The organism is Amycolatopsis sp. NPDC051071, assembly GCF_040682875.1.
Lineage (GTDB): Bacteria > Actinomycetota > Actinomycetes > Mycobacteriales > Pseudonocardiaceae > Amycolatopsis.
This window is the reverse complement of sequence record NZ_JBFBBY010000209.1, coordinates 1-11,729: the sequence shown is the minus strand read 5'-3', so window position 1 is coordinate 11,729 and position 11,729 is coordinate 1. Positions and strand designations below refer to the sequence as shown.

The 11,729-nt window shown below is 67.7% G+C and carries 14 protein-coding genes; 8 read left to right on the top strand and 6 right to left on the bottom strand.

Annotation, left to right across the window (positions count from 1 at the left end):
- Positions 1-106: 106 nt before the first annotated feature.
- Positions 107-997: a LysR family transcriptional regulator gene (locus AB0M65_RS37010; RefSeq protein ID WP_364038872.1), complete on the bottom strand. Its 891-nt coding sequence runs from the start codon at positions 995-997 to the stop codon at positions 107-109.
- Positions 998-1,076: 79 nt separating this feature from the next.
- Between AB0M65_RS37010 and AB0M65_RS37005 the strand changes: the two genes are divergently transcribed.
- Together AB0M65_RS37005 and AB0M65_RS37000 are read left to right on the top strand one after the other, a co-directional pair.
- Positions 1,077-1,979 carry an EamA family transporter gene (locus tag AB0M65_RS37005; RefSeq protein WP_364038869.1) on the top strand — a complete coding sequence of 301 codons (903 nt, stop codon included), beginning with the start codon at positions 1,077-1,079 and terminating at the stop codon, positions 1,977-1,979.
- A complete protein-coding gene (locus AB0M65_RS37000) occupies positions 1,976-2,596 on the top strand; it encodes an NAD(P)H-binding protein (RefSeq protein ID WP_364038866.1) in 621 nt (206 codons plus the stop codon). Before AB0M65_RS37005 ends, AB0M65_RS37000 begins: the two co-directional genes overlap by 4 nt.
- Here the strand turns inward: AB0M65_RS37000 and AB0M65_RS36995 are convergent.
- The gene (locus tag AB0M65_RS36995) at positions 2,580-2,822 is read right to left on the bottom strand and encodes a hypothetical protein (RefSeq protein WP_364038863.1); all 243 of its coding nucleotides are present in this window, start codon (positions 2,820-2,822) and stop codon (positions 2,580-2,582) included. The genes AB0M65_RS37000 and AB0M65_RS36995 overlap by 17 nt on opposite strands.
- A gap of 61 nt (positions 2,823-2,883) precedes the next feature.
- Here AB0M65_RS36995 and AB0M65_RS36990 point away from each other — a divergent pair, with 61 nt between their 5' ends.
- The gene (locus AB0M65_RS36990; protein WP_364038860.1) at positions 2,884-3,486 is read left to right on the top strand and encodes a helix-turn-helix domain-containing protein; all 603 of its coding nucleotides are present in this window, start codon (positions 2,884-2,886) and stop codon (positions 3,484-3,486) included.
- Positions 3,487-3,517: 31 nt separating this feature from the next.
- Positions 3,518-4,009 (top strand): ribonuclease E activity regulator RraA, encoded by a 492-nt coding sequence (gene rraA, locus AB0M65_RS36985; RefSeq protein ID WP_364038857.1) that lies wholly within the window; start codon positions 3,518-3,520, stop codon positions 4,007-4,009.
- Here rraA and AB0M65_RS36980 read toward each other — a convergent pair.
- Genes AB0M65_RS36980 through AB0M65_RS36965 form a run of 4 tightly spaced genes read right to left on the bottom strand, consistent with a single transcriptional unit; the run spans position 3,993 to position 6,069 of the window.
- The gene (locus tag AB0M65_RS36980) at positions 3,993-4,424 is read right to left on the bottom strand and encodes a hypothetical protein (RefSeq protein WP_364038854.1); all 432 of its coding nucleotides are present in this window, start codon (positions 4,422-4,424) and stop codon (positions 3,993-3,995) included. The two genes, rraA and AB0M65_RS36980, sit on opposite strands and share 17 nt — an antisense overlap.
- A gap of 43 nt (positions 4,425-4,467) precedes the next feature.
- Entirely contained in the window at positions 4,468-5,079 is a 612-nt protein-coding gene (locus AB0M65_RS36975; protein WP_364038851.1) for a class I SAM-dependent methyltransferase, read from the bottom strand.
- Positions 5,080-5,089: 10 nt separating this feature from the next.
- Positions 5,090-5,734, bottom strand: coding sequence for a cation transporter (locus AB0M65_RS36970; protein ID WP_364038848.1), 645 nt, complete (start codon positions 5,732-5,734; stop codon positions 5,090-5,092).
- The gene (locus tag AB0M65_RS36965; RefSeq protein ID WP_364038845.1) at positions 5,731-6,069 is read right to left on the bottom strand and encodes a metalloregulator ArsR/SmtB family transcription factor; all 339 of its coding nucleotides are present in this window, start codon (positions 6,067-6,069) and stop codon (positions 5,731-5,733) included. The genes AB0M65_RS36970 and AB0M65_RS36965 overlap by 4 nt, the downstream gene beginning before the upstream one ends.
- 584 nt (positions 6,070-6,653) lie before the next feature.
- Here AB0M65_RS36965 and AB0M65_RS36960 point away from each other — a divergent pair.
- Genes AB0M65_RS36960 through AB0M65_RS36945 form a run of 4 tightly spaced genes read left to right on the top strand, consistent with a single transcriptional unit; the run spans position 6,654 to position 11,548 of the window.
- Positions 6,654-8,075, top strand: coding sequence for a family 2B encapsulin nanocompartment shell protein (locus tag AB0M65_RS36960; protein WP_364038842.1), 1,422 nt, complete (start codon positions 6,654-6,656; stop codon positions 8,073-8,075).
- Positions 8,072-9,460 (top strand): family 2B encapsulin nanocompartment shell protein, encoded by a 1,389-nt coding sequence (locus AB0M65_RS36955; RefSeq protein ID WP_364038839.1) that lies wholly within the window; start codon positions 8,072-8,074, stop codon positions 9,458-9,460. The genes AB0M65_RS36960 and AB0M65_RS36955 overlap by 4 nt, the downstream gene beginning before the upstream one ends.
- A gap of 47 nt (positions 9,461-9,507) precedes the next feature.
- Positions 9,508-10,371: a geranyl diphosphate 2-C-methyltransferase gene (locus AB0M65_RS36950; protein ID WP_364038836.1), complete on the top strand. Its 864-nt coding sequence runs from the start codon at positions 9,508-9,510 to the stop codon at positions 10,369-10,371.
- A 34-nt stretch (positions 10,372-10,405) separates the two neighbouring features.
- Positions 10,406-11,548, top strand: a complete 1,143-nt coding sequence (locus AB0M65_RS36945) for a family 2 encapsulin nanocompartment cargo protein terpene cyclase (RefSeq protein ID WP_364038833.1) — start codon at positions 10,406-10,408, stop codon at positions 11,546-11,548.
- The last annotated feature ends 181 nt before the right edge of the window (positions 11,549-11,729 follow it).

Here is an 11,729-nt window from a genome sequence, read left to right as displayed (position 1 = left end):
GGCCCCTTTGAGACGATCAACGTCTCAAAGGGGCCCTTCAAGACACGCCCGCGACCGAGGACACCGACCAGGAGGACGCGGCGAGTTGCCCCCACACACCTTTGCCTTACCCCTCAAGAGAACCGCCGCTCACGACCCCCAGCACCTCGAGGAAGGCCTTCGCCGCGGGCGTCACCGTGGACCGGTTCCACACCAAATGCTCGATCCGCGTTGGCGCGTCCGTCACCGGGACGCTCACCACCCCGCTCAGGTTCGGCACGTAGTTCGAGGGCAGCATCGCGACGCCCAGCCCTTGGTGGATGAGCCGCGCCATGAAGTCGGCGGCGGTCACCTCGAACGCGACTTCCCTGGTCAACCGTGCGGCGGCGAACGCCTGGTCCGTCTGGGCGCGCCCCGCCGTGCCGGCCGGGAAGTCCACGAACACCTCGGTCGAGAGTCTGTGCAAGTCCACTTCGGACGCCTCGGCGAGTGGATGTCCCGGCGCCACGACGGCGACCAGGTTGTCACGTGCCAGTTCGCAGGTGCCGACGCCTTCCGGGCGGTCCGACACCGGGAGGCCGAGGATCGCGACCTCGATCGCACTGTCCTTGACCTGCTCCACCAGATGCCCGCTCGCCCCGACCCGCAGCCCGATCCGGACGTGCGGATACCGCCGGTGGAACGTCTGCAACGCGGCCGGGACGTCGACCGCCGCGACGGTCGGGATCACGCCGACGGTGAGCCGCCCTCGGATCTCGCCGACGGCCGCGGCGACCTCGGCTCCCGCCCGTTCGGCCGCGTCGAGGCATTGACGGGCGGCGGGCAGGAAGGCCTCGCCCGCGGCGGTCAGGCGCACCCGGCGGCTCGTGCGTTCGAACAGCCGCGCGCCCAGTTCCCGTTCCAGCCGCGCGATCTGATGGCTCAACGCCGACTGGACGACGAGGCACCGTTCCGCGGCACGCGTGAAGCTGGAGGTCTCGGCGACCGCGAGGACATACCGCATCTGCTGAAGCTCCATGGATCTATCTTGAATCAAGATGGATCAGGTGACAAACATGTGTTGGACTCATCGATCGTCAGCGCCGATGCTGAGAAGCGTGAAAACGCTGACGACCTCGCCCCTCACCGCCGGTCTCTCCGGCACCGCGCTGACCGCCTTCGCCCCCATGGTCTGGGGGACGACGTACGTGGTCACCACCGAACTCCTGCCTGCCGGGCACCCGCTGTTCGCGGGCCTCATGCGTGCCCTGCCGGCCGGCCTCATCGCCCTGGCCTTCACCCGCACCCTGCCGCGCGGCACCTGGTGGCTGAAAGCCGCCGCACTCGGCGTCCTCAACATCGGGATGTTCTTCCCCTTGCTGTTCGTCGCCGCGGAACGGCTACCCGGCGGTGTCGCGGCCACCCTCGGCGCCGCCCAGCCGCTTCTCGTCGCAGTCCTCGCCGTGGCCGTTCTGCGGCAGAGCCCGTCCGCCTGGCGATTCGCCTGGGGAATCGTCGGGATCGCCGGTGTCGGGCTGGTCGTCATCGGTCCCGCGGCGGGCTTCGACCTCGTCGGCATCCTCGCCGGACTCGGCGGCGCCGCGACCATGGCGCTCGGTGTCACGCTCACCAAACGGTGGGGGCGGCCGGCGGACGTCGGGCCGACCGCGTTCGCCTCGTGGCAGCTCACCGCGGGTGGCCTGTTCCTCGTGCCGGTGACCTTCCTGTTCGAAGGCGCACCGCCCGCCATCGACCTCGGCGCGGCCCTCGGCTACCTGTGGCTCGGCCTGATCGGCGGTCTGCTCGCCTACGTCCTGTGGTTCCGCGGCATCACGGCCCTGCCGGTCACCTCGGTCGCCGTCCTCGGGCTGCTCTCGCCGATGGTCGCCGCGGTCCTCGGTGCCGCCCTGCTCGGACAGAGCCTCGGCCCGGTCCAGCTCGCCGGTTTCGCCCTCGCCCTTGCCTCGATCGTCGCCGGCCAGATCGTCCCGAAGACCAAGAAGGAAGGCATCGTCCGATGAAGATCGTCGTAGTCGGGGCGTCGGGCATGGCAGGCTCCCGCGTCGTCACCGAAGCCCACGCCCGAGGCCATCACGTCACCGCCGTCTTCCGCGGCACCACGGCGAAATCCCCGCATCCCGAGGTCGACGTCGCGCGCGGCGACGCCACCGACGTCGACCATATGAACAGGGTGTTCTCCGGCGCCGACGCCATCGTGAGCGCGACCAGACCCGCGCCCGGCGGCGAGGACACGGTCGCCGCCACCCTCAAAGCCCTGCTCGACGCCGCGGCGGGCACCCGGCTCCTGGTCATCGGCGGCGCCGGGCCACTGCGCTCGCCGTCCGGCGGACTCGTCATCGACGACCCGGCCTTCGTGCCGCCGGAGTGGCGGACCATCGCCTCGGCCAGCACCACGCAGCTTCAGGCCTGCGAAGCGCACGCGGGTGACTGGGTTTACCTCAGCCCGCCCGCGATCCTCGAACCCGGCGTTCGGACGGGGACCTACCGGCGCGGGACGACCACGATCGTCACCGGGGCCGACGGCTCGTCCCGGATCTCCGCGGAGGATCTCGCGATCGCCATCGTCGACGAACTCGAGAATCCCGGGCTGGAGCGGCATTTCACCGTCGGATATTGAGGCGGCCATCGGGTGGGTCGCTGGGTGCGGGTGCCTCCGGGCTCCGTTCCGCCTCGATCTGGATCTCGATATTCGTTTTGTACGCGATCGGATCCCAGATCTCCTCGAACGGCCCCATCAACGACTGGCCACTGCCGCAGCGGCGGGCACGTACGGCGTACCAAGCGAACCCCGCCAGGAAGAGCGGCAGGCTGAGAAACGCGGCCATAGGGGCCAGAAACTCCATGAACCGGACAGTACAGTAACATCGTGTTTCCAGAAACACTCTGTTACTGAACAGGCGGGCGATGACCAGGCTGACACGGGCCGAGCAGCAGGAGCGCACCCACGAACACCTGCTGGACGCCGGACACCGGGTGTTCCTGCGGCGCGGTTTCCTGGCGGCGACCATCGAGGAGATCGCGGCCGAGGCCGGCTACACCCGCGGCGCCGTCTACAAACACTTCGGCGGCAAGGAAGGTTTGTGGCTGGCGATCATCGAAGCCGGCGCGGAAAGCCACCTGCAAGGGCTGCGGGAAGCGCTCGCCCTGGCCACCACCCGCGATGACGTGATCGCGGCGCTGCACCCCGCCGACGTCGCGGACAAGGACGCCGCGAAATGGACCGCGGCGGCCGCGGAGGTGCTCGCCGCGACGGCGCGACAACCCGAAACCGCGGCCCTGATCGCCGCCATCCAGCACCGTCACGACGACGAGGTCGTCGCCCTGCTCGACGAGCATTCCCGGCGCCTGCACCTCGAATCCGCCATGCCGCTGCACCAAGCCGTCGTCATGCTGGGCGCCTTGGGTATCGGACTCGCCCTTCGGCAGACGATCGCCCCGGCGGCCGACCCCGCCGCCATCCTCACCCACGTCCTGGACACGGTGTTCCCGCCAGTGGCAACGCGATAGAGGCAGCGGCGAACACCTACACTCAGGCGCCGTGATCGATTCCTTCACCACCGCCGACCTCGTCGACGAATACGGCGACCGGCTCCGCGTCTGCGACACCCAGTTCCGCCAGTTCGGCGGGCACCGGACGTTCTCCGGTCCGATCCGGACGGTCTCCTGCCACGAGGACAACGGCCTGGTCAAACAGCTGCTGGCCACGCCGGGCGAGGGCAGCGTCCTCGTGATCGACGGCGGCGGCTCACTGCACAGCGCGCTCACCGGCGACATGATCGCGAAATCCGCTGTCGACAACGGATGGGCAGGCGTCGTCGTCAACGGCGCCGTCCGCGACAGCGCCGAACTGGCCGCGCTCCCGCTCGGAGTCAAAGCGCTCGGCACCAACCCACGCAAAAGTTCCAAGGCCGGCGCGGGCGCGATCGACGTCCCGGTCGGCTTCGGGGGAGTGACCTTCACACCCGGCGACATGCTCTACTCGGACGACGACGGCGTCGTGGTGCTGGGATCACTCAGTCCTTCGGCATGACGCAAAGTTCCCTGGACTGTCCCGACTTGAAGTCGTAGACGACGGGATTGCCGTACTCATAGCCAGGGACGGAGGCGCAGTCGGCGCCGGTGCCCGACTTGAGCTGCGCGAGCACCGAATAGTTGGCGGCGCTGTCCGAACAGTGGACCCGGACGGCGCCGCCGCTGAACTCGCCGTTGCTGCCGGCGTCCTCGTCGGCCGAGATGCAGTCTCCGGCCTGCGCGGAGAAGGGATCGGGGTCGACGGCGGGAGCGCCGCCGCTGGTCACGATCGCCATGGTCACCGCGGTCACCCCGCCGGCGGCGAGGAGCGCGGCGGCCACGAGGCCGACGATGAGTCCCGCGTTCGGGGACTTCTCCGGCGGCGCGACGGGGTACCGCGGCCAGACGGGAGCGGATTGCTGGGGATAGGTCACTCCACGAGGATCGGCGACGGCGATGAAATTCCGATGACACGGTTCACTTGCGGGCGACGAGCCGCTCCACGAGGCCGAGTTTGAACCGCTCGCGGCGCTCGACGGTCAGCCCGAGAGCGGCGATCTTGTCCAGCGGGCGCCGGAGGAAATGCTCGCCTGCCATGGGCACGGTGACCTTCTCGGCGAGCCATTGCAGGCCGCGGACGACGCGGGACGAGCTCTTGATGTGGTCGAGCAGGATGAGCTGCCCACCCGGCCGCAGGACACGGGCCATTTCCGCCAGCGCCTTGCCGTCGTCCGGAATGGCGCAGAGGCCGAAGGTGCAGACGACCGTGTCGAACGAGCCGACGTCGAAGGGCAGGTCGTGGGCGTCGCCCCGCTGTAGGGTCACCGTGCTCCCGAGGCGTCCGGCGCGGGAACGGGCGATATCGAGCATGCCGTCACTGAGATCGATGCCGGTGAGGGTGACGGTCTCGGGATAGAGCGGCAGGTTCAGACCGGTGCCGACGGCGACTTCGAGGACGTCACCCGTGGCCTGGCCGCAGGCCCACGCCCGGGAGTCGCCGAACAGCTTCCGGTCCCAGAACCGCATTTCCCGGTCGTAGGTCCGGGATTTGCCATCCCAGTACCGGTTCCACCGTGCGGGCGGGGTCATGGCGCTCCTTTCAGCAGCAGTGCTCACCGCGCCAGGCCTCGCGGCCCTCCTTGACGGCGACGGCGGCGATGACGAGCGCGACGATCGGATCCGCCCAATACCAGCCGAAGAGGCTGTTGAGCAGCAACCCGACGAGAAGCACACCGGAAAGGTAGGTGCAGAGCAAGGTCTGTTTGGAGTCCGCGACGGCACTCGCGGAGCCGAGTTCACGCCCGGCACGGCGCTGGGCGTGGGACAGGAACGGCATCACCAGCAGCGAGACCGCCGCCAGCACGATGCCGACCGTGGAGTGCTCGGCGGGATCGGCGCCGAACAGGGCACGCACGGATTCAGCGGTGACATAGGCGGCCAGCGCGAAGAAGGACACCGCGATGACCTTCAGCGCGGTCCGCTCGCGGGCTTCGGGGTCCTTGCCGGAGAACTGCCAGGCCACCGCCGTGGCCGAGGCGACCTCGATGACCGAGTCCAGTCCGAAGCCGATCAGCGCGGTGGACGAAGCGATCTTGCCGGCGGCGATGGCGATGACGGCTTCGACGACGTTGTAGGTGATGGTCGCGGCGACCAGGAGCCGGACCCGGCGCGACAGTACTGCCCGGCGTCCTGGGTCCACTGTGGACGTCGTCGTGCAGCAGCCGTCCGTGCAGGTACTGGTCACCGGGTCACCTGAAGGCTGGAGTCGTCCACGCACGGCTCGGCGGTGTCGACGGCGAGCACGACCTGCACCAGTTCCCGCAGCGCGCGGGCGAGATGCGCGTCCGCCAGCGTGTAGCGGACCTGGCGGCCTTCGTAGGTGGCCACGACCAGCCCGCAGCCCCGCAGGCACGCGAGGTGATTGGACACATTGGAGCGGCTCAGCCCGAGTTGCTCGGCCAGCTGTCCGGGATAGCTCACACCTTCGAGCAGGGCGACCAGGATCTTGCACCGGTTCGGGTCGGCGAGGGCGCGGCCCAGCCGGGCGAGCGCGGCACCCTGCGTTTCACATGTCAGCACAGCCCGAACAGTACAGCCTCCGCTGAACAATCATCAAGGTGCCGGTTCGGCTCGTTCGGCGGTACTGGAGCACAGTCAAAGTCCACGTCGGACGGATAGTGGCCAAGCTCCGGGTCGTCATGCGGGTGCAAGCCGTGATCCAGGCGCACAAGTACGGAGGGTTCACTTGGGACGACTGACACGACGGAGTGTCGGAACGCAACCCTCTGTTTCGTCGCTGTCTGTCAAGCCATCGCCGGACAAGCGCGGGCAGGCGACACGAAAGAGGTCGGCCGTCCCACTCGAACAGCCGCATCGGTGGTACCGCGAGGAGTCCCGGGGCGGCGTCGCCTAACACCCCAGAACAATCGCTGGACCGATTGTGTAGGCCTATTCAACGGCCGGGTCACGATGAAGAAAGCGTTTCGAACAATGCCGGAATCGGCATTCGGGTGGCCTTTTTCCATTACCCGAAAGTGCGCTTGTGCGGGCAAAACACCTTGCTATGTTGATCCCTGCGGGGCCGCCACCTCGGGGAATACCGGCACACCGCAAGTTTGTGATCTTTGTACAGTTCACGCGACTATCGAAGGGTGGACCTTGCTGTGACCGTGACCGAATCGGACACTTCCGCCGAAGGTGTCCAGGGGGCGGGAAATCCGCAGCTGAGTTTGGGCCGGGCCGCCGCCCGAAACCTGGCGACCACGACCAAATCCGTTCCGCAGATGCAGGGCATTTCGTCCCGGTGGCTGCTGAAGATGCTCGACTGGGTTCAGGTCAACGGCGGCGCCTACCGGGTCAACCGGCGGCTCAGCTACGCGGTCGGCGACGGACGGGTGACGTTCTCGAAGGTCGGCACCGAAGTGAGCGTGATCCCGGCGGAACTGGGCGAACTGAAGCCGCTCAAGGGTTACGACGACGAAGAAGTCCTCGAAGAACTCTCTCGCCGTTTTGTACAGCAGGAGGTTTCGGCGGGCGACGTACTTGTCGAATTCGGACACCGGGCCGACCGGGTCTACCTCATCGCACACGGCAAGATCACCAAGACCGGTCCCGGCCCCTACGGTGACGAGACCGGGCTGGGCGTGGTCAAGGACGGCGACTACTTCGGCGCACAGGCCCTCGTCGACGCCGACGGCATCTGGGAGTTCACCGCGAAGGCGGCCACCGCCTGTACCGTGCTGACGCTGACCCGCCAGGCCTTCGAGCACGTGCTCGAACAATCCGAATCCCTGCAGGCGCAGATCGCACAGGCATCGCAGGACACGGGGCGCTCCAACGACTTCGGCGAAGCCGAGATCGACATCTCGTCCGGGCACGACGGTGAACCGCTGCTGCCGGGCACGTTCGTCGACTACGAGACCGCGCCGCGCGAATACGAACTGAGCGTCGCCCAGACCGTGCTGCGGATCCACAGCCGGGTCTCCGACCTCTACAACCAGCCGATGGACCAGACCGAGCAACAGCTCCGTCTGACCATCGAGGCGCTGCGCGAGCGTCAAGAACACGAAATGATCAACAACACCGACTTCGGCCTGCTGCACAACGCCGATTTCTCCCAGCGCATCGCGACGCGCACCGGCCCGCCGACCCCTGACGACTTCGACGACCTGCTTTCCTTGGTGTGGAAGGAACCCGGCTTCTTCCTCGCGCATCCGCGGACGATCGCGGCGTTCAGCCGCGAGTGCAGCAAGCGGGGCATCTACCCGACCGGTGTCGACTTCGGCGGGCACAAGGTGCCGTCGTGGCGCGGCGTCCCGATCCTGCCGTGCAACAAGATCCCGGTCAGCACGACCAGTACCAGTTCGGTACTGCTGATGCGCACCGGCGAGAAGAACCAGGGCGTCGTCGGCCTGCGTCAGATCGGCCTGCCCGACGAGTACGAGCCCGGCCTGAACGTCCGCTTCATGGGGATCTCCGAGCAGGCCATCATCTCCTACCTCGTCAGCACGTACTACTCCGCCGCGGTGCTGGTCCCGGACGCGCTGGCCGTGCTCGAAGCCGCCGAACTCGGCCGCGAAGGATGACCGCCACGACGCCGGAGACCGACCGGCGGCTCAGTCTCGGTCCAGCGGCCGCGCGAAACCTGGCGACCACCACCAAGACGCGGCCGCAGATGCAGGGCATCACACCGCGGTGGCTGCTGAAGATGCTGCCGTGGGTCGAGGCCACCGGTGGCACCTTCCGGGTCAACCGGCGGCTCACGTACGCGATCGGCGATGGGCGGGTGAGCTTCACCAACGTCGGCACCCAGGTCAGGGTCGTCCCGCAGGAACTGGCGGAATTGGCTCTGCTGCGTGGTTTCGATGACGAGGACACGCTCACCGCGCTCGCCGACCGGTTCGTGCAGCACGAGTACCAGCCCGGCGAGACGATCGTCAACCACGGTTCGCCGCTCGACGAGGTCGTGCTGGTCGCACACGGCAAAATCGCCAAGGTGACGCCGGGCGCCTACGGCAACGAGGCGTCCGTCGGAAGCATGGCCGACGGCGACCACTTCGGTGACGAGATGCTCGCCGGCATCGACCGGAACTGGCCGTTCACCGCGAAAGCCGTCACCCCGGTGACCGTGCTGACCCTGCGTGCGGACGACTTCGCCGACCTCAACGGCCGGTCCGAGGCGATGCGCCGTCACGTGCAGGACATGCTGGCGCTGGGCACGAAACCGCAGAACGCCAGGGGTGAGGCGGAGATCGGGATGTCGTCCGGGCACGACGGCGAACCGCCGCTGCCCGGCACGTTCGTCGACTACGAGATCTCGCCCCGCGAGTACGACCTGGCCGTCGCACAGACGACGCTGCGGGTGCACACGCGGGTGACCGATCTCTACAACGAGCCGATGGACCAGTTCGACGAGCAACTCCGGCTGACCATCGAGGCATTGCGCGAGCGGCAGGAACACGACCTGATCAACAACCGCGAGTTCGGGCTGCTGCACAACGCGGACCTCAAGTCGCGGTTCCAGACCCGGTCCGGTCCGCCGACCCCGGACGACATGGACGAACTCGTCAGCCGCCGCCGCAAGACGAAGTTCTTCCTCGCCCATCCGCGTGCGATCGCCGCGTTCGGCCGCGAATGCACCCAACGCGGCCTGTACCCGGAGGGCACCACGGTCGACGGCAAGGTCGTCGCCGCGTGGCGCGGGGTCCCCCTGCTGCCCTGCGACAAGATCCCGATCACCGACTCCGGCACCTCGTCGATCCTCGCGATGCGGACCGGGATGGAGGACAACGGGGTGATCGGGCTGCACCAGACCGGACTCCCCGACGAGCACGAGCCCGGACTGAACGTGCGGTTCGACGGCATCACCGAGCAGGCGGTGGCCACCTATCTGGTGAGCACCTACTACTCGGCCGCCGTACTCGTGCCCGACGCGTTGGGCGTCCTCGAAAACGTCGAGGTCGCGCGTTGACTCCTCACCCCGCCACGACAGCGAACGCCTCAGAAAGGACCACGCACGTGACCATTGCCCGTACCCCGGCTCCCACCAAGGTTCTGCGCACCGAGTACCAGAAGTCGGTGGCGTCGTACTGGAACAAGGAGAAAGACCCGGTCAACCTGCGGCTGGGTGACGTGGACGGGCTGTACCACCACCACTACGGGATCGGTGAGGTCGACTGGTCGGTGCTGGAAGGCCCCGCGGACACCCGTGACGAGCGGATCATCGCCGAAATGCACCGGCTGGAGACCGCGCAGGCGGACGTCCTGCTCGATCACCTCGGCGACGTCAAACCGGACGATCGGCTCCTCGACGCCGGCTGCGGACGCGGCGGGTCCAGCATCATGGCGAACGCGCGGTTCGGCTGCCACGTCGACGGAATCTCGATCTCGGAGAAGCAGGTCGAGTTCGCCAACCGGGAGGCGGACCGGCGGGGCGTCGCCGACCGGGTGCGGTACCACTTCCGCAACATGCTCGACACCGGCTTCGAAACCGGATCGCGCAAGGGAATCTGGAACAACGAGAGCACCATGTACGTGGACTTGTTCGAACTGTTCGCCGAGCATGCGCGGCAACTGGAGTTCGGCGGCCGCTACGTCACCATCACCGGCTGCTACAACGACGTAACGGGTGGACGGTCCAAAGCCGTCGCGCAGATCGACCAGCACTACACCTGCAACATCCACCCGCGCAGCCAGTACTTCAAGGCGATGACGGCGAACGGGCTGGTGCCGATTTCGGTGGTCGACCTGACACCGGACACGATCCCGTATTGGGAACTGCGTGAGAAGTCGTCGGTGGCCACCGGTATCGAGGGCCCGTTCCTCGACGCGTACCGCGAAGGCAGCTTCCACTACTTGCTCATCGCCGCGGACCGGGTCTGAGCACCCGCCTGCCGAGACCACCGGAGTGACTGCGATGACGGAACACGGCGCTCTGGCCACGCTTCTGGGTGGCCCGAGCGGACTGGGAACGTCCGCCGCGCGTTTGGCCGCGCGGCTCGCACACCCCCCGGCGGCGACGGAGATCCCGACGCCGCCGGGGCCCGAGCCCAGCCTCGATCCCGGGTACGCGTTCAGGCCGTGGGGTGACGGTTCGGCGCCGCCGCTGTACTGCCCCGTCACCGATCGGATCAACGACCCGCTCGGCGAGGAGGTCGACCGGCGCCTGATCGCGTGGGCGGGTGACTGCGGGTTCGACGAGGAAGAGTGTGAGCAGATCGGGAAGGCGGGCTTCGGCAGGCTGGTCATGCTCGCCCACCCGGACTGCGAGGATCCGGACAGGCTGTTGATCTCGGCGAAGCTCAACGCCTCCTGGTGGGCGGCCGACGATCTCTACGCCGACGACACCTCACTCGGCGCGGTGCCCGCGGAGTTGCCGCCCAAGCTCGCGCTGGCGATGGCCGCCATGGATCCGGTGCCGTCGCTGGGCGAGTTCAGCCGCGACCTAGACGAAACGCTGCGGGCCGACCGGGTACTGGTGGCGCTGAACTCGAGCACCGAGTACCTGAGGGCGTCCGGGACGGCCGCGCAGGTGAACCGCATCTGCTACTCGACGTTCGCGATGTTCGTGAGCTGGACGGCGTACGCGGCTTGGCGCCACAGCGGGAAATACCCGCCGGCGTGGGAGTATCTCGCCGCCCGCCAGCACGACAGTTTCTACACGTCGATGACGTTGATCGACGTCCTCGGCGGTTATGAACTGACGTCGAACCTCTACTACGACCCGCGGGTTCGTGAGGCGGCGATCCAGGCGGGTACCGCGGCCGTGCTCGTCAACGATCTGCATTCGGTCACCAAGGATCTGCAGGACGAATCGCCGCCCTGCAACGCGGTGGTGCTGATCGCCGACGATCGGAAGTGCACGATCGAGGAGGCCACGGCGATCACCGTCGAACTGCACAACGACGTCGTACGGGACTTCAAGGCGGCGCACGAGAAGCTGCTCGCGGTGCCCTCCGTCGAACTGCAACGATTCCTGCGCGGATTGCGTGGGTGGATGGGCGGCGGGTTCGAATGGCACTCGACCAGTCCGCGGTATCGGACTAAGCCCGCTTCGTGAGGTGGCTCGTGAGTGTTTTGGGTCGTTACGGCCAAGAGTGTCTTGGGTACTGGATTTAGCTGCGACCTAGGTACAGGAAGGCCCCCTTCCTGTACCTAGGCGCAAGGAAGGGGGCCTTCCTGTACTTGAGGCGAGCAACGGGCGCCGGTACCGAGGGGGTCGGGTCTCGTGAGTGTTTTGG